Raw genomic sequence first — 24,214 nt, forward strand, 5'->3', positions numbered from 1 at the left:
ATAACAAAAATAGCCTTCCTCTAAAGGTGGCATCATGACTGATCAAGCTGAAAAAAAACACTCTGCATTTTGGGGTGTTATGGTTATAGCAGGTACAGTAATTGGTGGAGGTATGTTTGCTTTACCTGTTGATCTTGCCGGTGCCTGGTTTTTCTGGGGTGCCTTTATCCTTATCATTGCCTGGTTTTCAATGCTTCATTCCGGGTTATTGTTATTAGAAGCAAATTTAAATTATCCCGTCGGCTCCAGTTTTAACACCATCACCAAAGATTTAATCGGTAACACCTGGAACATTATCAGCGGTATTACCGTTGCCTTCGTTCTCTATATCCTCACTTATGCCTATATCTCTGCTAATGGTGCGATCATTAGTGAAACGATATCAATGAATTTGGGTTATCACGCTAATCCACGTATTGTCGGGATCTGCACAGCCATTTTCGTTGCCAGCGTATTGTGGATAAGCTCGTTAGCCGCCAGTCGTATTACCTCATTGTTCCTCGGGCTGAAGATTATCTCCTTTGTGATCGTGTTTGGTTCTTTCTTCTTCCAGGTCGATTACTCCATTCTGCGCGATGCCACCAGCTCCACTGCGGGAACGTCTTACTTCCCGTATATCTTTATGGCTTTGCCGGTGTGTCTGGCGTCATTTGGTTTCCACGGCAATATTCCCAGCCTGATTATTTGCTATGGCAAACGCAAAGATAAGCTAATCAAAAGCGTGGTCTTCGGTTCGCTGCTGGCGCTGGTGATTTATCTCTTCTGGCTCTATTGCACCATGGGGAATATTCCGCGAGAAAGCTTTAAGGCGATTATTTCCTCAGGCGGCAACGTTGATTCACTGGTGAAATCGTTCCTCGGCACCAAACAGCACGGCATTATCGAGTTTTGCCTGCTGGTGTTCTCCAACTTAGCTGTCGCCAGCTCGTTTTTTGGTGTCACGCTGGGATTGTTCGATTATCTGGCGGACCTGTTTAAGATTGATAACTCCCACGGCGGGCGTTTCAAAACCGTGCTGTTAACCTTCCTGCCACCCGCGTTGTTGTATCTGATCTTCCCGAACGGCTTTATTTACGGGATCGGCGGTGCCGGACTGTGCGCCACTATCTGGGCGGTCATTATCCCCGCGGTGCTGGCAATCAAAGCTCGCAAAAAGTTTCCCAATCAGATGTTCACGGTCTGGGGCGGCAATCTTATTCCGGCGATTGTCATTCTCTTTGGTATAACCGTAATTTTGTGCTGGTTCGGCAACGTCTTTAACGTGTTACCTAAATTTGGCTAAATCCTTCAAGAAGCCAGCCATTCGCTGGCTTCTTGCCTCTCAGGAAATCACTTATGTCCAAATGGCAACTCGCCTGATCCTCCTTCACCACGTATGCTTTGCGTCACCTTACTATCAGGACGCTTTAGCCCATGTCCCGCTTTTTGATTTGTAGTTTTGCCCTGGTTTTACTTTATCCCGCTGGGATTGATATGTACCTCGTTGGTTTACCGCGCATCGCCGCCGATCTCAATGCCAGCGAAGCGCAGTTACATATTGCGTTCTCCGTTTATCTGGCAGGTATGGCAGCTGCGATGTTATTTGCCGGTAAAGTGGCCGATCGTTCAGGGAGAAAACCGGTCGCCATCCCCGGCGCGGCGCTATTTATTATCGCCTCGGTGTTCTGTTCACTGGCTGAAACCAGCACGTTATTTCTTGCAGGGCGCTTTCTACAGGGGTTGGGCGCGGGCTGTTGTTACGTGGTGGCATTCGCCATTTTGCGCGACACGCTGGATGATCGACGTCGGGCAAAAGTGCTGTCGCTACTCAACGGCATTACCTGCATCATTCCGGTGTTAGCGCCGGTGCTCGGTCATCTGATTATGCTTAAATTCCCGTGGCAGAGTCTGTTCTGGACGATGGCAATAATGGGCATCGCGGTACTGATGTTGTCTTTGTTTATTTTAAAAGAAACGCGCCCTGCCGCCCCCGCAGCTTCGGACAAATCACGAGAAAATAGCGAGTCGCTGCTTAATCGGTTTTTCCTCAGCCGTGTTGTTATCACCACCCTCAGCGTTTCGGTGATCCTCACCTTCGTCAACACGTCGCCAGTATTGCTGATGGAAATCATGGGTTTTGAGCGCGGAGAATACGCCACCATTATGGCGTTGACCGCTGGCGTCAGCATGACCGTTTCATTCTCGACGCCATTTGCGCTGGGAATCTTTAAGCCACGTACGTTGATGATCACTTCGCAGATGTTATTCCTGGCGGCGGGGATCACCCTTGCCGTTTCACCTTCCCATGCGATTTCTCTGTTTGGCATCACGCTGATTTGCGCCGGTTTCTCGGTTGGTTTTGGTGTGGCGATGAGTCAGGCGTTAGGGCCGTTTTCATTACGCGCGGGCGTAGCCAGCTCGACCTTAGGTATTGCGCAGGTTTGCGGTTCGTCACTGTGGATTTGGCTGGCAGCAGTGGTTGGTATCGGCGCATGGAATATGCTGATCGGGATTCTGATTGCCTGTAGCATAGTGAGCCTGTTGCTGATTATGTTCGTCGCGCCTGGACGCCCCGTTGCCGCTCATGAAGAAATCCATCACCACGCTTGATCTCAATCTGCTGCTTTGTCTGCAACTGCTGATGCAGGAGCGCAGCGTAACCAAAGCGGCGAAGCGGATGAACGTGACCCCTTCGGCGGTGAGTAAGTCGCTGGCAAAGTTAAGAGCGTGGTTTGACGACCCGCTCTTTGTGAACTCACCGCTGGGGCTGTCGCCCACACCGCTAATGGTCAGCATGGAGCAAAATCTGGCGGAGTGGATGCAAATGAGCAACCTGCTGCTGGATAAACCGCATCACCAGACACCGCGCGGCCTGAAGTTTGAGCTGGCGGCAGAATCACCGCTGATGATGATTATGCTTAATGCGCTGTCGAAACGGATCTACCAACGTTACCCGCAGGCGACCATCAAACTACGTAACTGGGATTACGATTCCTTAGATGCCATTACTCGTGGTGAAGTGGATATCGGTTTTTCCGGTCGCGAAAGCCATCCTCGCTCGCGGGAGCTATTAAGCTCGCTACCGTTAGCCATTGATTATGAAGTGTTGTTTAGTGATGTGCCCTGCGTCTGGTTACGCAAAGATCATCCGGCACTGCATGAAACGTGGAATCTGGACACCTTTTTACGTTATCCGCATATCAGCATTTGCTGGGAACAGAGCGACACCTGGGCGCTGGACAATGTGTTACAGGAGCTGGGGCGCGAACGCACGATTGCTATGAGCCTGCCGGAATTCGAGCAGTCACTGTTTATGGCAGCGCAGCCCGACAATCTGCTACTGGCGACCGCGCCGCGCTACTGTCAGTACTACAATCAACTCCACCAACTGCCGTTGGTTGCTCTTCCTCTCCCGTTTGACGAAAGCCAGCAAAAAAAGCTGGAAGTCCCTTTTACCCTGCTGTGGCATAAACGGAACAGCCATAATCCGAAGATCGTCTGGTTACGGGATACCATTAAAAATCTTTACGCGTCGATGGCATAACCGAATCGTATGAAACGCGACCCGATTTCACAATAAAATGTAAAAAAGTTGTAATAAGCTTGTCTGAATCGAACTTTTAGCCGCTTTAGTCTGTCCATCATTCCAGTAAATGATTACTCTTGTATTCATAATGGACCATTAAGCATGGAGCGAAAAATGGCGACTCACTTTGCCCGAGGGATTTTAACGGAAGGACATCTGATTTCTGTTCGTCTCCCCTCCCAGTGTCATCAAGAAGCCCGAAACATTCCCCCTCATCGTCAAAGCCGTTTTCTGGCGTCCAGAGGTTTACTCGCAGAACTGATGTTCATGCTGTATGGCATTGGCGAATTGCCGGAAATCGTCACCCTGCCGAAAGGTAAACCGGTTTTCAGTGATAAAAATTTGCCTTCGTTTTCTATTTCCTATGCCGGGAATATGGTTGGCGTGGCGTTAACAACCGAAGGTGAATGTGGCCTCGATATGGAACTACAGCGTGCGACGCGCGGGTTTCATAGCCCACACGCGCCCGATAACCACACCTTTTCCAGCAATGAATCGCTATGGATCAGTAAACAAAACGATCCTAACGAAGCGCGGGCGCAGCTCATCACGCTGCGCCGAAGCGTGCTAAAACTAACCGGTGATGTTTTGAATGACGATCCGCGCGATCTGCAACTACTGCCCATTGCCGGACGCCTGAAATGTGCTCATGTAAATCATGTAGAAGCGTTATGCGACGCGGAGGACGTGCTGGTGTGGTCCGTGGCGGTCACGCCCACGATTGAAAAGCTCAGTGTCTGGGAGTTAGATGGCAAACACGGCTGGAAAAGCCTGCCCGATATTCACAGCCGCGCCAACAATCCTACCAGCCGGATGATGCGTTTTGCCCAGCTCTCTACCGTGAAGGCTTTTTCGCCAAATTGATAGACAACCACAGGAGTCATCATGTCTGAAAAATTGCAGGTGGTTACGTTACTGGGGAGCCTGCGCAAAGGCTCATTTAATGGCATGGTTGCACGTACCCTGCCGAAAATTGCTCCGGCGAGCATGGAAGTCAATGCGTTACCTTCCATTGCCGACATTCCCCTGTATGACGCTGACGTACAGCAGGAAGAAGGTTTTCCAGCAACGGTTGAAGCTCTGGCGGAACAGATCCGTCAGGCTGACGGTGTGGTGATCGTCACGCCGGAATATAACTATTCGGTACCAGGTGGGCTGAAAAATGCCATCGACTGGCTTTCCCGCCTGCCGGATCAACCGCTGGCCGGTAAACCGGTGTTGATTCAGACCAGCTCAATGGGCGTGATTGGCGGCGCGCGCTGTCAGTATCACCTGCGTCAGATTCTGGTTTTCCTCGATGCAATGGTGATGAACAAGCCGGAATTTATGGGCGGCGTGATTCAGAACAAAGTTGATCCGCAAACCGGAGAAGTGATTGATCAGGGTACGCTGGACCACCTGACCGGGCAATTGACCGCATTTGGTGAGTTTATTCAGCGAGTTAAGATCTAAATAAAAAACCCGCCAGCAATCATGCATGGCGGGTTTTTAATGCGCTATCGATTTTAATGAGCGTCGATAAATACAATCTTCAGGATAAACAGCAGCGCAACGATGATTACGCACGGGCTAAGGTCACGGAGACGCCCGGTACCAATCTTCATCACGCAGTAGGAGATAAAGCCCAGCGCAATACCTTCGGTAATCGAGAAGCTGAACGGCATCATCACAGCGGTAATAAACGCCGGAACAGATTCAGTAAGATCCTGCCAGTTCACGCGAGCAAGACTTGAGGTCATCAACACGCCAACGTAAATCAGCGCGCCAGCTGCAGCGTAGCCTGGCACCATTCCCGCCAGCGGCGACAGAAAGATAACCAGCAGGAACAGCAGACCAACAACCACTGCCGTCAGACCGGTACGACCGCCAACCGATACGCCGGAAGAGGACTCAATATAAGCCGTAACGGAAGAAGTACCGATAAACGAACCGGTCACGGAAGAGATACTGTCGACATACAGCGCCTGCTTCATGCGCGGGAATTTCCCCTTCTCATCTGCCAGACCTGCTTTATCGGTCACGCCAATCAACGTACCGGAGGAGTCAAACAGGTTGACCAGCATGAAAGAGAAAATCACCCCTGCCAGCCCGAGGTTAAACGACCCGGCTAAATCTACATGACCCACGACAGTCATTACGCTCGGCGGCGCAGAAACGATGCCATTGTAGTGGACATCACCCAGCATCCAGCCCAGCAGCGTTGTCACCACGATAGAAACCAGCACCGCTGCGTGAATGTTGCGTGAGGCCAGAATAGCAATGATGAAGAAGCCGAGGATCCCCAGCAGCACGCTGTGAGAAGTCAGATTACCGATGCTGACCAGCGTTTCCGGGTTAGCGACAATCACACCTGCGTTTTTCAGCCCCATCATGCCAATGAACAGACCGATACCGCTGGTAATGCCCACACGCAGACTCACCGGAATGTTGGCAATCATCCAGTAGCGAACGCGGAAAATCGTCAGTAATAGCAGACCAATCGCGCCCCAGAAGATTGCGCCCATCCCGACTTGCCACGGCAAGCCCATCGCCTGCACAACGACAAAAGCGAAGAACGCATTCAGGCCCATAGCGGGTGCCAGTGCAACTGGCAGGTTAGCAAACAGCCCCATCATAATACTGCCGAATGCAGCAATCAGACAGGTAGTAACGAAGACGGCGCTGGTATCCATGCCAGCAACGCCAAGAATTTGCGGGTTAACAAAAACGATGTAAACCATCGTCAGGAAGGTGGTAAAACCGGCGATCACTTCGGTCCGTGCCGTCGTGCCATGTTCGCGCAGTTTAAACACGCGTTCCAGCATCCCCTGGCCAGAAGCCTGGGTTGTGTGTTGTTGACTCATTATCTATTTCCGAACAAGGAGGGAAAATCCGTCGCTATCGTATACCAAAATGAGACAATATGGACGGCTGAAGATAACTTTTTTTCATTGTATTTGCTTATACGGCAACGATTGCGTCATGCGAATTGGCATGACGAAAACGTTAAACTAACGATAAAGGAAAAACATGTCCCAGATAGAAGCGGTATTTTTCGACTGCGACGGTACGCTGGTCGATAGCGAGGTCATTTGATCTCGCGCCTATGTCACGATGTTCAGGGAATTTGGCATTCACGTTGACCTGGAGGAGATTTTTACCCGTTTTAAAGGCGTAAAACTCTACGAAATCATCGACATCATCAGTAAAGAACAGGGCGTGACGATGATCCAGGCCGATGCCGAGCACGTTTACCGCGCAGAAGTGGCGCGTCTGTTTGATACCGAACTTGAGGACATCGCAGGAGCGAACGAATTGCTGGCGAGCATTAACGTGCCGATGTGCGTCGTCTCTAACGGTCCGATCAACAAAATGCAGCATTCGCTGGGTAAGCTCAAGATGCTGCACTACTTCCCGGAAAAACTGTTCAGCGGCTACGATATCCAGCGTTGGAAGCCCGATCCGGCATTAATGTTCCATGCGGCAAAAGCGATGAATGTGAACGTTGAAAACTGCATTCTGGTCGATGACTCCAGCGCCGGCGCGCAATCAGGGATAGATGCCGGAATGGAAGTGTTTTACTTCTGCGCTGACCCGCACAATAAACCGATCGTTCACCCGAAAGTCACCACCTTTACCGAGCTGGCGCAGCTGCCTGCACTCTGGAAGGCACGGGGCTGGAATATAACGCGATAATCGCCTCCTTACTTCAACGCTTACACATCAGTCACGCTGGTTTGAGATAAAAAATACCAGGTGTCTGATGAGTAAGCGTCTATTCCCTATAAATAATTTATGTCGTTATTCGTCCTGTCATCCACCCTCTGTATGGTTAAGCCTGGGTTATATTTTGTACAATATCGGGATACCGTTCGAACCAATCCAGAATATTACGCATCGCGTTACTGATGTTTTTATCGTCTTTATATTGATTCTCAAGTCTATTATTTCGAACAATAGTAAGCTTAGAACGTATTTTATCATCACAATCGACAATTTTCGCATTCAATGCATTTACTTCATCCTGCACTTCTATACTATTCCAATTGTCCCTTTTGTTATCAAATAAAGTCCTTTTATCCTCTAATGATTTATTACGACTTATGGTTAACTCTTTAATTTCTCGCAATAAGTCATCGTAATCTTTAATGGAAGTATTTATTTCCTGATAGTTTTTTTGTAAATCCTCCCAGTTAATTGCAAATGCACTGGATAAATATTGAAAATCGCGAGCAAACTTATTTAGCCTTGAGTCGTAATCTGTCTTAAAAGATTTTATATGTTCCAGTTGGTTTGATAGCGCTTCAATTTGTTTTTCTTCAACACCTTCAAAAATGGATGCAAGTTCCTTATAATCAAATGTTACATTTGTAGCAGATTCTTTATGAGACTCCTTTATTTGCTTTTGGACATATTCTTTTAGATTCTCAGTAAGTATTGTTCCATCTGGCGACAGAATTATTTTATTTATTATAGATTCAACAAACTTAATCCGGTCACTTTCTATCATATTGTTAATGATATTTTGTGCATTTTTCTGCATATCTTTAAAAATAAAAAAATCAACCCTACTATTATCAAAATGATATTTTCCCTCGTACAATTTATTTTCACCATAAAGTGTAGACAAAAACAACTCTAACTCTAAAAATGCGTTTCTATATCTTTTATTAGCCTTTGACTCGGAATTGTAAAAATTTATTATATCGATATTGATAGCACTTACCTTTTTTAAGAAATCAGGTATCTGTTCTTTACTTATAGCTCCGTCCAGATCCATATAAGTGTATTTTCGCGCTGTAAGACCATTTATTGAATAATTTGTATTTGGATCAATAGCACAGTCTTTGCACCTATCTCCACTGTAATAACAGCCTAAACTTGCCCCAATCAAATTACTATTTTTAAAGAAAACATTATTGTTCTCTGTATTGTTCTTGCTTAATGAAGAGTTAATTCCTTTCTTTATATTATCTATACATTTCGAAAAATTATTATCTAACCTAAGATTTCTCGATCTTCTTTCAATATAATCAGAAAAATACTCATCCGGGTTAAACATATATTTATCTGAACCATCTTCACTAAGACCACTGTTTATTTTAACATGCTTCAAATTACAATTATAAAAGACAGTTCCGGTATCCTGCTCCCTGGTATCATCATAGTTAGACTTGTTGAACGAATTTGCTAAAAAATCCATTCTATGAGCATCAAGTCCTGCTATATTACAATTATAAAAATGACTTAGAAGTATACTCGAATCTGGACAATATCCCCCCTGAATTATGCAATCCTGAACAAAAGACTGCATAAAGAGATAAGAACCTAATTTTTCATTAATACTTACAGGTTGTGTAACGTTGTAGATTTTAGACGTCTCACATCTATAATTTTCAATTTTGCATTTAGAAATAAAACAACCTTTAAACATACCTTTTATTGGTTTATTATTTTCGGACCCCACTGTATTATCAACAGGCTCATAAAGCTGTATATTGTTGAATTTACAATCCTCAAAATAGCAATTTTCAAAAATAGGACCTTTAAGATCCACACTTTTTATCTCTCCTGAAAAAATTACATTTTTAAAACTACAATATTTTAGTGAATTTAAAACATCCTTAGACAACGATGATAAATTGATTGTTGTATTAATAATAGGAATTTTATTTTTAATCAGCGTCGCAAGTTTTACAGAATAATCATCAAACGTTAATCTCATCAAGGGAGAATTATCAAAATGTAAATCATCGAGATAATTATCAAGCGTTAATCTCTCTGAAGAAACCTGGTTCTTTTCGTCATCATTCGGAGTGGCCCCCGTATAGAGATTAAAGGATCTACACACAATAATTTCATTATTTTCATTTGTGGTGAAGTCTGTCTTAGTACTAAATCGCCATTGTTGTTCTATTTTTGCCAGAGATTTAATCTTATCGAACACCTCGGCTTTATTATCAACTTTCGTGACAAATTCGTAAATTAAGCCTTTAACTTCTTTAATATGAGAGCCGGGAAAAAGATCGCGGACAAACTCCCACAGCGTACGTTTTTTAAATAAATCCCCTTTACCATCAAGAATATTTTCAATATCTTTAGAGTTTATATTATATTTCTTTTTATTAATACTTAAAGCAATTTTATCAGAATAGCCTTTATGACTAAGCCTCTCCTTATACATTGCTTCTAAAAAAGGATTAGTATTAACAAAAACATCTGGTTTTAATTTAACGAACATAAATCCTCCGGCGTGCAATATTGAGTTGTTGAGTTGTTTGAAAAACAATAACTTCTATGTTGTTAATTAACCGTACTGCTAGTTAGGTTAGCAACAAGTGTTACTTATATTACCGGTGAATACTGTAAAAAATAGCTCATTATTTCCATTTTAACCCAGGGTGTTCACCCTGGATTTGCAATTTTTAGGGGGTTAACGGCACATTCCACAGGTTAACCGCAGCATCAGAAAATGAGCGTTTTTTTATAGCCGCTTTTATTGTCGAGGTTAAAATAAAGAGATTTCATTAAATATAACCAAGGTGATTTATGGATAATCTTATTGGCACACCACCAAACTATGCAGTTCCCCATAAGTATATAGACATGGAGCAAATGGAATATTTATGTCATCTCAATCGTTTTTCTAAATTACCTGACGATTTTTTAATAAATGGTCCAAGAGATGACATTTTTACATATAAATATATTTTAGATGACTCTTTTTCAAATTTACAGCATATACTTCCCAAAGGACAACTACAGAAGATACAACAGAGATTAAGTTCTCTTATGCATAAAAACATGTTTCATTGTTTTCATGTTTTTTTATTAAAACTATGCTCAATTGAGAGTATTCCTCTCCCAAATGCCGATTACGCTTTCTTTGATGACGAAATGCCATTTACATTAACTGATGAACAGATCGAAAATATTTCTTTTTTAAACGCATATCACAAAGAAAAGAAAGGAAACAACGACATTGTTACATTTGATTTCATGAGCGCTGATCACCACTATAATTTTAGCACAACCATAGCTTTAACAAATGATAGCTTCCATATATCTTCAATAAACAACCATAACTCACAGGTTATATTCGATGAAAACATCCATTTAAATCCCTATGAATTACCAGAATCATCACAATGGTGTTATCAGTTAATAAAAAACATGATTTCTTTACATTGCAGATATAATAACAATTTCAAAATAAAAAAAACCTTTTGTTTTGATTTTAAAAATAAATCTTTTTGTAATGCCAGGTTGCAATATATAACGTTTATTGCATGTTTATTTTCACATGCAAACATGAAATATTCGACATTTCATGATGTTAACCTTGATATGTGTGAGATAAAGAATTGCAATTTTGACAATTCAGAGATGAATTTCATTTCGTGCGTCGGGACAAATTTTAGCGGTTCTACATTTAACAATGTAAAAACAACAACAGCGCAACTAATTAAGACACCAACAAAGTGGACGAATAATACTCTAAAATATTGGTTCTCCAGTTGTAATAAACGTAATATCATCTTCACTTTTAATACAATATCTGATAGAAATATGAAATTAAAAGGTATCAAGGATATATTACTGTCGTTGGTTGACCAAAAAGTCAATATTTATAGTGTAAGGCAAGAGCTTCTGGATTTTCTTAATAATGATTTATATAAAAATGATGGAGAGATTCTCTCTTATAAAGAATCAATAATGTTGTTTTGTGCTGTGTAGCCGAAAAATAGATGATTCAGATTAACTACCGCACTCTATGTTGTGTTTATATCCATGTCAGGTAACAGGTCATTTGTGAATCCTGACACCAGACTATGACTATCGCCCAGGGATAATCCACAACCGCTGGAAGTAGTCTCATTTCAGCAGGATAAAACCGTAGAGTGCGATTGCGATGAATAATAAATACAGGCTTATTATTCCAGTCTGTTTTATTGCGTTGGTTTTTTCAAATGGCTCGGTTAGTAAAATGCACCATTCGCTCGGAAAACTCAACATGTTGCACTCTTATACGCCGTCTGGAAAAGGCGTAGGAGTGGTATAACCATTTAATCGTCTCCCAACGTCAACGCTTACACATCAGCGACACTGGTTTAATTAAAGCATACCAGATTTCTGATGAGTAAGCGTCTTTTCGTATAACCTCATTGTCACAGGAACGACTTGATCCGTTTATTTATTCGCCACGTTATTATTCGGTATCAATTTTCTTAATAGTTTCCACCATAACTTGATTTTCTTTTAGCCAACGACTGATACCTAGAATTACATCATTAAGGCTATTTTCTTGTTGAAACTTTATCTTGAATCTCTCTGTTTCAGAGGAAAGATCCCGGATTGCATTATCTATTTCTTCAATTTTTTCATCTATTTTATTTATATCATTTTCGATTTTGACTTTTTCTTTTTCATCATTATCATTTAAATTAAGCATCTTCTCATTAAAATAAACCTTTCTTTCTAGCTGAGCATCTCTTGCGCCAGAACGGTTGGCTAAATCTAGCAATTTATAAGTGAAATTTTCATTAATATAATTATTATTTCTATCAATGACCCCCAATAAATATTGTTCAATGTCAAAGAATGAAGCAATTTCATGGGCTACATTTGCTGGTTTTTCTATATATTTCTCTTGGTTTATTTTTTCTTCTGCCTTAAAGTTTTTCACCGTTGAAAAAAGATTTTGCTTTTCCAAAAATTTCTCCTTTGTAGGCTTATTCTTATTCTCATAATCGTAGTAAAGTACTTGCAAACCAGCAAAATCAAAGTAAAATCTATTACCATTTGGATTGGCAGTACGATATGTTTTTTCATTTCCATTTTCATCGTAATGTCTATACCAATAAAGGTTATTATAGATTTTATGCATGAAATTCACTTTATCAGTATCTATTTCACTAGCTATATCTTTTTTTCTATTGTACAAAACATTATCTATAATATATTTTATAGTTTCATCATTGAGTTGAAAATCTTTTACATCATCACCAGGCATAATGTTATGCAGATTAACTAATAAGGATTGTAAATCGGCTAGTGCCTTTTTGTAATTATTCTTCATATTATTGCTATATTTATAAATATCTTCTATCCGTGAATAAATATTCGTTACCTTTTCCATGAAAGGTAAAATGTCTTTTTCAGCTATAGCTCCTCTATGGTACATATAAACAGGAATTTTAACCTGAGTGTTTGCAGCAAGATTACCACTTAAGATAGTGGTATAAGTATCAATAGCACAATCATACAATGGATTTCCACCGGTTAACTCGCCCAAACAAGCACCATATAAACAGCAATGATTAAGATTTATATGTTTATCTATATCGCCATTTATATTATAATGAGTCTTCATATCTTGGAAAATATCATCATGGATAACATCTAAAAGATTTTTATCCAGATTAAGTTTATTTTCACTTTCTCCGAAATATTTTCTTGGATCATAATCTCGTAAATCTTCACGAATTCCATCTCGTTTGCATGTCATATTAACATAACGAAAATCACAATCATAAAAATTATTACTATCTCTAAAACCACCGCGAGTTTTTCTATAAAACGAAGTTTCTATGAAATCCATTCCAACACCATTAAGCTTTGCTATATTGCAAGATAATAAACTGCTTGCAATAACACTTGCTTCTTTACACACTCCATCTTGAAGATTACTTGCATATACAAATGACTGCATAAACAGATATGCACCGACTTTCTTATCCCCTCTTTGGGGATCTTGATTTATAGAGTATATTTTTGATGTCTCTATCTTGAAATTTTTCATTTCGCATTGATACAAAAAACACCCTTTAAACATACCGTAAATCGGTATTTTATTATTTGGTTTTACGTTACAAAGAACGTCATAGCTTTCACAGGTCACTTTATCAAAGCCAACAAGGGACACATTCTCGAAATTACAACCCTCAAAAAAACAATTTTCAAATACTGGGCCATTAAGATTTTCGTAAGATATATCACCAGTGAATGTCATATTTTTAAAGCAACACTGTTTTAGCGATACCAGAACATCTTTTTTCAGTGCAGATAAATCAATTATCATATTTTCAAAGGGGATTTTATTTTTTAAATATACGCTTAGTTTTTCATTATCATTAGGGAACTGCATTTTCAATATCCCTGATTGAAAAGCCTTCTCATCAAAATGAATATCATGTTTATAACTATTATAATTACGTTCTTCTGATAATACAGAACGCATTGTATTTTCTTCAGCATTATTATGATTATCTTTCGAGTTAATATTTATTTTAAATACTCTACTAACAATAATGTCTTTATTCTCATCTACTGTAAATTCTGCCGTCGTACTAAAGCGCCATTTTTCTTCTGGAATAGCGAGATATTTAATTCTCTCAAATCTCTTAACTTTGTCCTCAGTTTTCGTTACAAATTCTACAATTGTTTCTTTAGCCTCCTTAATATGATACATGGGAAAGAGATCGAGTATAAATTCCCAAAGAGTTAGTTTAAGAAAAGATTGTCTATCACCAGCTATAAGGTTTGTTATATCTTTATGGGTTATTGAATACTTCTCCTCATTACCAACAGACAAACAAAATTTTTCTGATTTTTTTTGCAATCCATTATTTTCATCTGGCATTTTAGTCAGATTAGCAAATTTATCTGTAACTGTACTATATGATGATATAGCCATAATCATTTCTCCTGAACACAATATTTATTCGCCCAAGCACAACACATAGCCGATTTGTCTTAAAAGCATACCTGGGTGTTGGTTTGAGACGATTATGGCTAAACCACCTATGAATACTGTAAAAAATCGCTCATTTTTTATGTTTCGATATAGGGCTTTTACCCTGGTTTTTGTTTTCTTTTCCATTTTCTTTGCAGGTAACGATATAAATGAAAAGAATAACAAAAATGTTTTTATAGCGGGGCACTACATTAAAAGTAAAAAAATTCAAATGTAATAATGTATATGCAATGTACTGGGGAGAGTTTCGAGGTGAGTTTGTGTGGCAATATTTCAGTGAGAAAGTTTATCAGCCCGGTAACTATGTATGACCGGGCTGATTGCCAGATGCGGCAAAAAGCTTTATCTGGCCTACAGTTAGCACTACTCTTTCGGGTCTTTTCCCGCCAGCAGTTTATCCAGCTCATCACCGCCTACATGACGGAAATCCTGCCCCTTCACGTAGTAGAAGATAAACTCACAAATATTCTGGCAGCGGTCGCCAATACGTTCGATAGAACGCGCACAGAATAGCGCGGTAAGTACGCTCGGAATGGTACGCGAATCTTCCATCATGTAGGTCATCAGTTGACGAACAATACCTTCATACTCCTGATCGACTTTTTTATCTTCACGATAAATACGTACCGCTTCGTCAATGTCCATCCGCGCGAACGCGTCCAGCACGTCGTGCAGCATCTGGATGGTATGACGGCCCAGCGACTCCAGACTTACCAGCAACGGCTGATGCTGCTGGGAGAATTTCTCCAGCGCAGTACGGCAGATTTTGTCCGCCACGTCACCAATACGCTCCAGCTCGGCAATGGTTTTACTGATCACCATAACCAGTCGCAGGTCGCTCGCCGTCGGCTGGCGTTTGGCAATAATGCGCACGCAGGCTTCATCGATCGCCACTTCCATCATGTTGACGTTCTTGTCGCCTTCGATGACGCGCTTCGCCAGATCGCTGTCCTGGTTGTGCATCGCGGTGATTGCATCAGAAAGCTGCTGCTCCACCATGCCGCCCATGGTCATCACCTGCGTGCGGATACTTTCCAGTTCGGCGTTGAACTGGCCGGAAATATGTTTATTAAGATTGAGACTGTCCATAACGCACTCCTGAATCAACCGTAACGACCGGTGATGTAGTCTTCTGTTTGTTTCTTCGCTGGCTTGGTGAACAGATCGTCCGTGTTGCTGAACTCAATCAATTCGCCCAGGTACATAAACGCCGTGTGGTCGGAACAACGCGCAGCCTGCTGCATGTTGTGGGTGACGATCACCACGGTGTAATCCTGCTTCAGTTCGGTGATCAGCTCTTCAATACGCCCGGTAGAGATAGGGTCGAGCGCCGAACACGGTTCGTCGAGCAGCAGCACTTCCGGGCGAATGGCGATACCACGCGCAATACACAGACGCTGTTGCTGACCGCCAGAGAGAGAGTAACCGCTCTGATGCAATTTATCTTTGGTTTCGTTCCACAATGCGGCTTTGGTCAATGCCCACTGCACGCGCTCGTCCATGTCGGCACGGGAGAGCTTCTCAAACAGACGAACGCCAAAGGCGATGTTGTCGTAGATGGACATCGGGAACGGCGTCGGTTTCTGGAACACCATGCCCACTTTCGCACGCAGCAGGGCGATATCCTGAGAGTTGGTCAGGATGTTGTCGCCATCAAGCAGAATTTCACCTTCTGCGCGCTGCTCCGGGTACAGTTCAAACATTTTGTTGAAGGTACGCAGCAGCGTCGATTTACCGCAGCCGGACGGCCCGATAAACGCCGTAACCTGGTTTTTAGCGATATCCAGGTTGATGTTTTTCAGGGCATGGAATTTGCCGTAGTAGAAGTTCAAATTACGAACCTGAATTTTACTCGGGGCAGTTTCAACCATACTCATTGCAATCTTTTCCTCATCGTGCCTGATGCACTTCGCTAATCAGGCTTACCGTAGGCCGGATCAGGCGTTCACGCCGCATCCGGCAAAGTGTTAACCGTGTTTATTCTTCGCAAAAACAACGCGCGCCAGAATGTTCAGCAGCAGTACGCACAGGGTAATAATCAACACCCCGGCCCAGGCCAGTTGCTGCCATTCAGCAAACGGGCTCATCGCAAACTTAAAGATCGTCACCGGCAGGTTGGCGATCGGCTGCATCATGTCCGTGCTCCAGAACTGGTTGGAGAGCGCGGTAAACAGCAGCGGCGCGGTTTCACCAGCAATACGGGCAATCGCCAGCAGGATACCGGTCATGATCCCGGACACCGACGCTTTCAGCGTAATCGCGGAGATCATCTTCCACTTCGGTGTACCCAGCGCATAAGCCGCTTCACGCAGGCTGTCCGGCACCAGTTTCAGCATGTTCTCGGTGGTGCGGATAACAATCGGTACCTGCAACAGCGCCAGGGCAATCACACCCGCCCAACCGGAGAAGTGCTCCATCTGCGCCACCACAATGGTGTAAACAAACAGACCAACCACAATCGACGGCGCAGAGAGCAGAATGTCGTTAATGAAGCGAATCACTTCTGCCAGCCAGGATTTACGACCATATTCCGCCAGATAAATCCCCGCCATAATGCCCAGCGGCGTACCGAATACCGTGGCCCACAAAATTAACAGCCCGCTACCCGCCAGAGCGTTCGCCAGACCACCACCTTCCGTATTGGGCGGCGGCGTCATTTCAGTAAACAGAGCCAGCGACATACCGTCGATACCGCGGGTGATGGTGGACATTAAAATCCAGATCAGCCAGAACAGACCGAAGGCCATCGTCGCCATCGAGAGCGTCAGTGCAATACGGTTCTTGAGGCGGCGACGCGCCTGCATTTTGCGGCGGGATTCCGCCAGCGCCGCAGTGGTTTGCATTTCAACCATAGCCATTAGCGTGCCCCCTCATTCTTAGCCAGGCGCATAATCATAAACTTCGATGCGGCGAGGACGATGAAGGTAATCACAAACAGGATCAGGCCCAGTTCCATCAGTGCGGCAACGTGCAGACCGGATTCCGCTTCGGCAAATTCGTTCGCCAGCGCAGAGGTGATACTGTTGCCCGGCATGTACAGCGAGGCGCTGTCGAGCTGGTAGGTGTTACCGATGATAAAGGTCACCGCCATGGTTTCACCAAGCGCGCGGCCCAGCCCCAGCATAATGCCGCCGATAACACCATTTTTGGTGAACGGAAGAACGATACGCCAGATAACCTCCCAGGTGGTGCAGCCAATACCGTAGGCCGACTCTTTCATCATCACCGGGGTTTGTTCGAACACATCGCGCATTACCGCCGCAATGTACGGAATAATCATGATGGCGAGGATCACGCCTGCCGCGAGGATACCGATACCAAATGCCGGGCCAGAGAACAGCGCGCCGACAATCGGGATATTCGACATGATATTGCCGACCGGCTCCTGGAAGTAAACGGCGAACAGCGGCGCAAAGATAAACAGGCCCCACATGCCGTAAACGATACTTGGAATGGCTGCCAGCAGCTCAATGGCGATACCCAGCGGGCGTTTCAGCCAGCCAGGCGCAAGCTCAGTCAGGAACAGGGCGATACCGAAACTCACCGGGACGGCGATCAGCAGCGCGATAAACGAAGTCACCAACGTACCGTAGATCGGCACCAGCGCCCCGTAGATATCGTTCGGCGCATCCCACTCTTTGGTCCACAGGAAAGCCAGACCAAATTTCTGAATGCTCGGCCATGAGGAGATGATCAGAGAGACAATAATGCCACCCAACATCAATAGCACAATCAGCGCCGCCAGTTTTACCAGCACGCTGAAAATTATGTCGCCCTTTTTACCCGGTGGGTTAAAAGCAGGCTTGGTTGCAGCCATAAGTTACTCTTCAGTTAAACGCGTTTACAAAGTCATTTTGTAATGCCGGATGCGGCGTAAAACACCGTACCCGGCCTGGAGTTTTATTAGTACAGCGGCTTGCCGCTACTGTCTTTAATATTGGTCTTCCACGCTGCGCGAACCTGTTCAACTACGCTATCCGGCAGGCTGGCATAATCCAGGTCGTTCGCCTGTTTAGCCCCGGTTTTGTACGCCCAGTCGAAGAATTTCAGCACTTCTGTGCCTTGTTCTGGTTTCTTCTGATCTTTGTGGATCAGAATGAACGTGGTAGAGGTAATAGGCCACGCATCTTCGCCTTTCTGGTTGGTCAGATCCTGAGCGAAGGTTTTGCTCCAGTCTGCACCTTTTGCTGCATTAGCGAAGTTTTCTTCAGTCGGCAAAACAGGTTTACCATCAGCGGAGATCAGTTTGGTGTACGCCAGGTTGTTTTGCTTCGCATAAGCATATTCAACGTAACCAATTGCACCCGGCAGACGCTGAACGAACGCAGCGATACCGTCGTTACCTTTACCACCCAGACCGATCGGCCATTTTACGGTAGAGCCAGTACCAACGTTGTTTTTCCACTCTTCATTCACTTTCGCCAGGTAGCTGGTGAAGACGAAGGAAGTCCCGGAGCCATCTGCGCGGCGTACTACAGCAATGTTCTGTGAAGGCAGTTTCAGACCCGGATTCAGTTTGGCGATGGCTTCATCATCCCACTTCTTGATTTTGCCGAGGTAGATGTCGCCGAGGGTTTTACCATCCAGCACCAGCTCGCCAGACTTCAACCCTGGAATGTTAACCGCCAGCACCACGCCGCCAATCACGGTCGGGAACTGGAACAGGCCTTCCTGAGCCAATTTTTCATCAGACAGCGGCGCGTCAGAGGCACCAAAATCAACGGTATTAGCGATAATCTGTTTTACGCCACCGGAAGAACCGATACCCTGGTAGTTAACTTTATTACCGGTTTCTTTCTGGTAAGTGTCAGCCCATTTGGCATACACCGGCGCAGGGAAGGTTGCACCTGCACCTGTCAGGCTTGCTTCTGCAAACACAGAGAAAGCACTCATCGATAAGGTCGCGGCGACAACAGTTGCGACGGTGGTACGCATAACTTTCATAATGTCTCCTGGGAGGATTCATAAAGCATTGTTTGTTGGCTACGAGAAGCAAAATAGGACAAACAGGTGACAGTTATATGTAAGGAATGTGACAGTTTGATGACACCCAAACGAAAGTTATTACTTATTGATATTAAAGGGTAAAAATATCAGCGTTTTTTCATAAAAGGAGAGGAAATATGAACGGCTGTCATAAAACAGCCGCAAAAGGTTAGTTTACAAATTCAATGGTTAAGGTCGCGGTAGCGTTAAAAACGCCGGGCTGAGGCCGGGCACCGGTAAAGCTGGCAGGTGCTGCCGAAAAAGTTACCGAACCATTTTTACGACCAAAAATGGTCGTGTTGCCCATGTCTGCGGGTAACTTTCCGTTGTTGACGCTAACTTCAGCATTCGATTTATTGTAAATTTTGATCCCGACATCGGCATTGTCTGTCGCAACCATCGTATCGTCACTGCTTCGGTTCGTCCCCGTAAAAGAAGCATCGACTTTCTGCGTACGCTCATCCCCCATCCCCGTACACTCAATACTCACTGTTTTAGTGATTTTTCGTGAAGTAATGGCTTGCCCGGCGGTAGATGAAAATTCGGACGCAGGAATAGTATCAAAATCAAAATAAATCACCTGTCCTGCATTTATCTGACAAGACTGTGGTGCGGTCAAACTGCCTGAAATTCGAACTTTTGCAATCGCCTCACCACGGGTCGTGGTGCTGGATATGTTGGCATACAGCAATGCAATATCGGTGATAGGTATTACTACCGTTCCATTTATTGAACGTTTAATACGAAATGAAATCTTCGCATCTGCTCCAGTTTTCAGGCTCACGCCAACCGCTGTAGTTTTGTTTCCCTGACAAGTGTGATCTGTTGTAGTTGCCTGGTTGGAAACATGTTCAAAAGGAACTGCCGTATACCCCGCATTTAGCACAGATATTTTTGTTCCCACATCGACATATTCGTTAAGATAGTAAAAAGCAAGACCACTTGCGGTGGTGCTATAAACCATACCGGGAGCAGGGTCTGCGGTATAATATATTTCGTGATAAGCGCCATTGCTATGTTTTGAATCACAGTTACACAGAACGCTATAATTTTCAGAAGATGTTGCATTAGCAATATCTATTAATGTATTTCCAGGCACATTGTTTGCTGCACTGACCGTTGTCAGAGGAAAATTAAGGCTTAATGTATGTGTGCCGCCTCTTGTTGCACACGTGCCATCATTTGCCGCATACCCGCACGGCAACCCTAAATGAAAGAGAATTATGCAAAATATATAATGCCATTTTTTCATGAAATTATTCCTTTTACTAACACAAGATTAGTTAGTAAATTCAATAACCAGCGTGGCTGTAGCGGTAAATCCATTATCAGGCGCTGGTTTTGCTCCCGTCAGACTGGCGGGCGCTGAATAAAACGTTACGCTACCATCGGTTTTTCCTAATCGACTAATAGCACCCATATCAGCGGGTAAGTTGCCCCCATCCACATTCACTGGACGGTCGTTCTTATCAAAAATCTTAATTCCCACATCCGGATTACTCGTCACGATCATAGTGGCATCGGCACTTCTGTTTGCCGCAATCATCGACGCACTCACCACCTCCGTGGACCTTACGTCTTCCATCCCGGTACAGGATACAGTCACTTCGGTTTTGATCTTTCTTTCGGCAATAATTGAACCCGCCGTTGAGGAGAACTCAGCGCTATTAATTTTTTGAAAATCGACATCGATGCTCTGATTTGGCGTTAACTCACAGTTCTGCGGGGCCGTTAGTTGTCCGCGAATTGTCACTTTAGAAACGGGGGTCGTTTTGGGAAAATGATCGGACATGCCCGCGTACAACCAGGCGACTTCCGTTGTGGGTATTGTCACCGTGCCAGTAATAGAATGCCGAACATAGAAAGATAATTTTGCCGAGCGCCCTGAATCCAGATTTACAGTGCTCCCATTATTACCTGCTCCACAGGTATGTTGCGGTGAGGTGGATTGGTTGGATAAGTGTTCAAAAGGAATGGCCGCATATTGGTTATTAATAATAAAAATCGTCACGCCGACCGATAAATAATCATTCAGAGCATAGTAATTTAACCCATTAAGAGTGCGCTCAAGCACAAGCCCCGGTGCGGCATCCCCCGTGTAGAAGATAGGAAAAAATGCTGTTTGTTGGCCCGGTCCGCCATGCGTGTCATCACAGTGACAGCGCACCGGGTATGTTCCAGTCGTGTTGCTCAGTGCCTCGAAAATATTGTATCCGGAGTGGTTATTCGCCGCAGCCACCGTCAGCGGACCAAATGATAAATTTGACATGTGCGTTGCGCCATCACTATTAAAACAAACGCCATCACCATTAGCGGCGAAACCATAAGGACAGCAAAGCAGCAGAATCAACCCTGATAATATTTTTTTCATTCATGCTTCCTTTAGCGACAAATCGCATCCATTTGAATCAGGCTGGTATCATCAGGTTTATGGGTGATGTGATAGGCCGCCTTACATTTTTCATCCGCAGCTTGTCCCCAACTCAATAAAAACTCGCCTTTTTCAGGCATCCCGGAGAGATACAGTTCGCCGTTATCACCGACAATCCCGGTGACTGTGCCCGTTTCGAGAGAGGCGGTTGCCATCGCGCCAAACATTATTGGTTTACCGTTGACCTGGCGGACGTTAAATAGCACGCGATAACCGACATGGGTGACAAATTCGGCTTTCACCACCGCACCGCGCGTTGGTACCAGGTTGATGACGGTGTTTTCCAGTTCAATATTGGCTTTGGAGAAATAGTCGCTGTTCAATGCCACGCGGTTTTCGTCATATGGGCTAAGCTGCGTTTTTACGGTATAACCACGCCAGTCGGTAGAAATCCCGGTGGCGTTTTCAATGGACAGGCCTTCTGCGCCCGGCGCTTTGACTAATGCCACCGTTTCGCCCAGTTCCTGCGAGAAGGTCACTCCGTCACTATGCACCAGCACGCCGCCTCTGGCGCCATAATCAAAATGTTGGGAGTCACGGCTCCAGGAATAGCTGCCATTGACCGAGCCATAAGTCCCGTCATAGGTCATTCCGGCATTGCCGCTGTAGGAGTCATCAGGAGAGTGCATCCACGATTCCTGTACGTTATAAGACAGGTTACGCCCTTCCAGCATCGTTCCGTTCAGACCGACCTGCATCGTGCTTTCATGGTGGTTGTTTTGCGTTAACGAATAGTTGACGTAGCTGTCTTCCATCCAGCCCGATAGCGGTATCGACATTGAGAACATGAAAATCTGTTCTTTGCCGAAATCATCATTGTTATCATCATGATGGTTGCCCGATGAGCGCTTGATCGAGTCCGTATAGTTCCAGGAAACGTTCCAGGAGATGTTTCGCCAGTTGTTGTTATAGCCGAACTGTAATAAACGCTCGACCTCATCGGTCTGCCAGTATTCCTGTCGACTGAATGTTAAATAAATATTGCCCCAGCCTGGCGTGAAAGATTGCGTCCAGGTGCCTTCGAAGCGGCTGCGACGGTTGCCCGTTACCCAGAAATCAGAATCGTTATCCTGTCGCGACACCCATTCATTGAGGGTGTAGAACCCCTCCGTAGAGTAGCGATAACCCACCAGACGAAAGGTGGTATTGGTGTCTTCAAAACGTTTGGAATAGAGAAAACGATACGATTGACCACTCTCATTATCGCCGTAGTCAAACTGCGAGCGGGCATGAGTCACGTCAAAAGAAATCGCGCCCAGCGCCCCCATATCTTTACCAATACCCAGCGCGGCAGAAGCGTAATCATTTGCCAGTTGTGTTCCGCCATACAAGGTTATTCCCAAAGGGAAACCGTGCATTGCTTGTAACTGCAAGACCTCAGGCGTAAAGCCGCTTTCGTCGCGCACTTCTCCAATGCTAAGGTCTACATCGGTCTGACCTTCACGCTTGAGAATGGCCAGTGAAGTAAATGGCTGAATAAAGTGCTGCTCGCTGCCATCTTCTTCTTTGATAGTGACATCGAGATCGCCGCCGCTACTGGTCGTGTTTAAGTCGGTGAGGGCAAATGCGCCCTGTGGTACGGCTGATTGATAAATAACGTAGCCGTTTTGTTTGATGATCACCGTGGCGTTAGTTTTCGCAATCCCATGTACCACTGGCGCAAAGCCGTTCTGGCTGGAGGGCAACATATCGTCATCGGTATACAGCCGCACGCCACGCACCTGTGTACTATCAAATACATCGCTTGCCGTCCAGGTATCGCCAATCATAATCTGGCTACGTAATGCCATAATGTCGCGCTGAATGTAATTACTGACGGAATGGTAGTCCACATTACCGTCATAAGAATTCAGGGTGCTGTAATTACGAAAACGCCATGCGCCTAAATTAATACCATTACGCAAATTCAGATAATAACTGTCATCGTCGTCGTCATAATTTGACCGGATGGTATGCGATGCCGAAAAATCATAATTCATCATCATGGCATTGATCCCCTGATCCCAACGGGAAGGGCTGATATAACCATTAACTGCATTGTTGAGATAAATTTGCGGAATAGTAATATTCAATGCCAGCTTACTGGCGTCCAGTAACCAGGTCGCCCCGTCGATCAGCGGAACGGGATTTACGCATGTTTTGTCATCAACATTCGCCAGAGATTTTATCGCATCAACTTTTATACCATAGGTCGCCAGTACGTTTTTTATCGCCACGTAGCATGGGTGGAGTTCAGCATCAGGGTTATCCTGGACAAATTTAACTTCCTGGCGTTCGAAGAGCATGCCGTTGATCATCACATCAACTTTGTATGTTCCCGCAGGTAAGGTATTCGAACGGTTGAACTGGTGAATATCAATATTATCCGCAGGATGATCCAGTTCCAGTAATCTGGGGTTGAACAAGCTATCCCGGGCAAAAGCAGATATGGAACAGAGCAGACATATGCCCGATGCAAGCGTAATGAAAAGATGCGAAGAGGCCATCGATATATCCT

At 44.5% G+C, this 24,214-nt stretch carries 17 protein-coding genes and 2 pseudogenes; 7 read left to right on the forward strand and 12 right to left on the reverse strand.

Annotated elements, in window-relative coordinates:
• The first annotated feature begins 34 nt into the window (after positions 1 to 34).
• The 5 genes from tnaB to yieF all read left to right on the forward strand — a co-directional run bounded on the left by tnaB (position 35) and on the right by yieF (position 5,017).
• Entirely contained in the window at positions 35 to 1,282 is a 1,248-nt protein-coding gene (gene tnaB / locus HUZ68_RS23040; protein ID WP_000131904.1) for a low affinity tryptophan permease TnaB, read from the forward strand.
• Positions 1,283 to 1,413: 131 nt separating this feature from the next.
• Positions 1,414 to 2,589: a multidrug efflux MFS transporter MdtL gene (mdtL, locus tag HUZ68_RS23045; RefSeq protein ID WP_021578120.1), complete on the forward strand. Its 1,176-nt coding sequence runs from the start codon at positions 1,414 to 1,416 to the stop codon at positions 2,587 to 2,589.
• Positions 2,564 to 3,523, forward strand: coding sequence for an HTH-type transcriptional regulator YidZ (yidZ, locus tag HUZ68_RS23050; protein ID WP_001362496.1), 960 nt, complete (start codon positions 2,564 to 2,566; stop codon positions 3,521 to 3,523). Before mdtL ends, yidZ begins: the two co-directional genes overlap by 26 nt.
• Positions 3,524 to 3,679: 156 nt before the next feature.
• Positions 3,680 to 4,429: a 4'-phosphopantetheinyl transferase family protein gene (locus HUZ68_RS23055; protein ID WP_001296581.1), complete on the forward strand. Its 750-nt coding sequence runs from the start codon at positions 3,680 to 3,682 to the stop codon at positions 4,427 to 4,429.
• Positions 4,430 to 4,450: 21 nt separating this feature from the next.
• Positions 4,451 to 5,017: a class I chromate reductase YieF gene (gene yieF, locus HUZ68_RS23060; protein WP_001291268.1), complete on the forward strand. Its 567-nt coding sequence runs from the start codon at positions 4,451 to 4,453 to the stop codon at positions 5,015 to 5,017.
• Positions 5,018 to 5,070: 53 nt separating this feature from the next.
• Here yieF and adeP read toward each other — a convergent pair whose 3' ends face one another.
• Entirely contained in the window at positions 5,071 to 6,408 is a 1,338-nt protein-coding gene (adeP, locus tag HUZ68_RS23065) for an adenine permease AdeP (protein ID WP_000082693.1), read from the reverse strand.
• Positions 6,409 to 6,574: 166 nt separating this feature from the next.
• Here adeP and yieH point away from each other — a divergent pair.
• Positions 6,575 to 7,240 (forward strand): annotated as a pseudogene (yieH, locus tag HUZ68_RS23070) (6-phosphogluconate phosphatase).
• A gap of 136 nt (positions 7,241 to 7,376) precedes the next feature.
• On the opposite strand, the gene espY4 reads toward yieH, so the two are convergent.
• Positions 7,377 to 9,785, reverse strand: a complete 2,409-nt coding sequence (gene espY4 / locus HUZ68_RS23075) for a T3SS effector EspY4 (RefSeq protein ID WP_239593981.1) — start codon at positions 9,783 to 9,785, stop codon at positions 7,377 to 7,379.
• Positions 9,786 to 10,093: 308 nt separating this feature from the next.
• Here espY4 and HUZ68_RS23080 point away from each other — a divergent pair, with 308 nt between their 5' ends.
• Positions 10,094 to 11,281 (forward strand): pentapeptide repeat-containing protein, encoded by a 1,188-nt coding sequence (locus HUZ68_RS23080; protein WP_033815331.1) that lies wholly within the window; start codon positions 10,094 to 10,096, stop codon positions 11,279 to 11,281.
• Between the two features lie 472 nt (positions 11,282 to 11,753).
• Here the strand turns inward: HUZ68_RS23080 and HUZ68_RS23085 are convergent, their stop codons facing one another.
• The 10 genes and pseudogenes from HUZ68_RS23085 to HUZ68_RS23130 form a co-directional block, all read right to left on the reverse strand.
• On the reverse strand, positions 11,754 to 14,138 hold the full coding sequence (locus HUZ68_RS23085) for a type III effector protein (protein ID WP_077786706.1): 2,385 nt from the start codon (positions 14,136 to 14,138) through the stop codon (positions 11,754 to 11,756).
• A pseudogene (locus tag HUZ68_RS23090) lies at positions 14,105 to 14,240 on the reverse strand (hypothetical protein). Before HUZ68_RS23090 ends, HUZ68_RS23085 begins: the two are co-directional and overlap by 34 nt.
• Positions 14,241 to 14,663: 423 nt before the next feature.
• Positions 14,664 to 15,389, reverse strand: coding sequence for a phosphate signaling complex protein PhoU (gene phoU / locus HUZ68_RS23095; protein ID WP_000377785.1), 726 nt, complete (start codon positions 15,387 to 15,389; stop codon positions 14,664 to 14,666).
• A 14-nt stretch (positions 15,390 to 15,403) separates the two neighbouring features.
• Positions 15,404 to 16,177, reverse strand: coding sequence for a phosphate ABC transporter ATP-binding protein PstB (gene pstB / locus HUZ68_RS23100; protein WP_000063125.1), 774 nt, complete (start codon positions 16,175 to 16,177; stop codon positions 15,404 to 15,406).
• 90 nt (positions 16,178 to 16,267) lie between these two features.
• On the reverse strand, positions 16,268 to 17,158 hold the full coding sequence (gene pstA / locus HUZ68_RS23105) for a phosphate ABC transporter permease PstA (RefSeq protein ID WP_001251991.1): 891 nt from the start codon (positions 17,156 to 17,158) through the stop codon (positions 16,268 to 16,270).
• Positions 17,158 to 18,117 (reverse strand): phosphate ABC transporter permease PstC, encoded by a 960-nt coding sequence (pstC, locus tag HUZ68_RS23110; RefSeq protein WP_000741620.1) that lies wholly within the window; start codon positions 18,115 to 18,117, stop codon positions 17,158 to 17,160. Before pstC ends, pstA begins: the two co-directional genes overlap by 1 nt.
• An 86-nt stretch (positions 18,118 to 18,203) precedes the next feature.
• Positions 18,204 to 19,244, reverse strand: coding sequence for a phosphate ABC transporter substrate-binding protein PstS (gene pstS / locus HUZ68_RS23115; RefSeq protein WP_000867143.1), 1,041 nt, complete (start codon positions 19,242 to 19,244; stop codon positions 18,204 to 18,206).
• A 211-nt stretch (positions 19,245 to 19,455) separates the two neighbouring features.
• Positions 19,456 to 20,538, reverse strand: a complete 1,083-nt coding sequence (locus tag HUZ68_RS23120; RefSeq protein WP_001308158.1) for a fimbrial protein — start codon at positions 20,536 to 20,538, stop codon at positions 19,456 to 19,458.
• Between the two features lie 27 nt (positions 20,539 to 20,565).
• Entirely contained in the window at positions 20,566 to 21,657 is a 1,092-nt protein-coding gene (locus tag HUZ68_RS23125) for a fimbrial protein (protein ID WP_000722807.1), read from the reverse strand.
• An 11-nt stretch (positions 21,658 to 21,668) separates the two neighbouring features.
• Positions 21,669 to 24,203, reverse strand: coding sequence for a fimbria/pilus outer membrane usher protein (locus tag HUZ68_RS23130; RefSeq protein ID WP_072686539.1), 2,535 nt, complete (start codon positions 24,201 to 24,203; stop codon positions 21,669 to 21,671).
• Positions 24,204 to 24,214: the final 11 nt, after the last annotated feature.

Origin of the sequence: Shigella dysenteriae, assembly GCF_022354085.1 — a bacterium.
In the GTDB taxonomy this organism is placed as follows: domain Bacteria; phylum Pseudomonadota; class Gammaproteobacteria; order Enterobacterales; family Enterobacteriaceae; genus Escherichia; species Escherichia coli.

Excerpts from the sequence above, each read along its gene's own strand:
- HUZ68_RS23130 (WP_072686539.1), bottom strand. The coding sequence starts at position 24,203 with ATGGCCTCTTCGCATCTTTTCATTACGCTTGCATCGGGCATATGTCTG.
- HUZ68_RS23080 (WP_033815331.1), top strand. The coding sequence starts at position 10,094 with ATGGATAATCTTATTGGCACACCACCAAACTATGCAGTTCCCCATAAG.
- pstC (WP_000741620.1), bottom strand. The coding sequence starts at position 18,117 with ATGGCTGCAACCAAGCCTGCTTTTAACCCACCGGGTAAAAAGGGCGAC.
- yieF (WP_001291268.1), top strand. The coding sequence starts at position 4,451 with ATGTCTGAAAAATTGCAGGTGGTTACGTTACTGGGGAGCCTGCGCAAA.
- HUZ68_RS23125 (WP_000722807.1), bottom strand. The coding sequence starts at position 21,657 with ATGAAAAAAATATTATCAGGGTTGATTCTGCTGCTTTGCTGTCCTTAT.
- espY4 (WP_239593981.1), bottom strand. The coding sequence starts at position 9,785 with ATGTTCGTTAAATTAAAACCAGATGTTTTTGTTAATACTAATCCTTTT.
- pstB (WP_000063125.1), bottom strand. The coding sequence starts at position 16,177 with ATGAGTATGGTTGAAACTGCCCCGAGTAAAATTCAGGTTCGTAATTTG.
- HUZ68_RS23120 (WP_001308158.1), bottom strand. The coding sequence starts at position 20,538 with ATGAAAAAATGGCATTATATATTTTGCATAATTCTCTTTCATTTAGGG.
- HUZ68_RS23055 (WP_001296581.1), top strand. The coding sequence starts at position 3,680 with ATGGCGACTCACTTTGCCCGAGGGATTTTAACGGAAGGACATCTGATT.
- phoU (WP_000377785.1), bottom strand. The coding sequence starts at position 15,389 with ATGGACAGTCTCAATCTTAATAAACATATTTCCGGCCAGTTCAACGCC.
- tnaB (WP_000131904.1), top strand. The coding sequence starts at position 35 with ATGACTGATCAAGCTGAAAAAAAACACTCTGCATTTTGGGGTGTTATG.
- pstA (WP_001251991.1), bottom strand. The coding sequence starts at position 17,158 with ATGGCTATGGTTGAAATGCAAACCACTGCGGCGCTGGCGGAATCCCGC.
- mdtL (WP_021578120.1), top strand. The coding sequence starts at position 1,414 with ATGTCCCGCTTTTTGATTTGTAGTTTTGCCCTGGTTTTACTTTATCCC.
- adeP (WP_000082693.1), bottom strand. The coding sequence starts at position 6,408 with ATGAGTCAACAACACACAACCCAGGCTTCTGGCCAGGGGATGCTGGAA.
- pstS (WP_000867143.1), bottom strand. The coding sequence starts at position 19,244 with ATGAAAGTTATGCGTACCACCGTCGCAACTGTTGTCGCCGCGACCTTA.
- yidZ (WP_001362496.1), top strand. The coding sequence starts at position 2,564 with ATGAAGAAATCCATCACCACGCTTGATCTCAATCTGCTGCTTTGTCTG.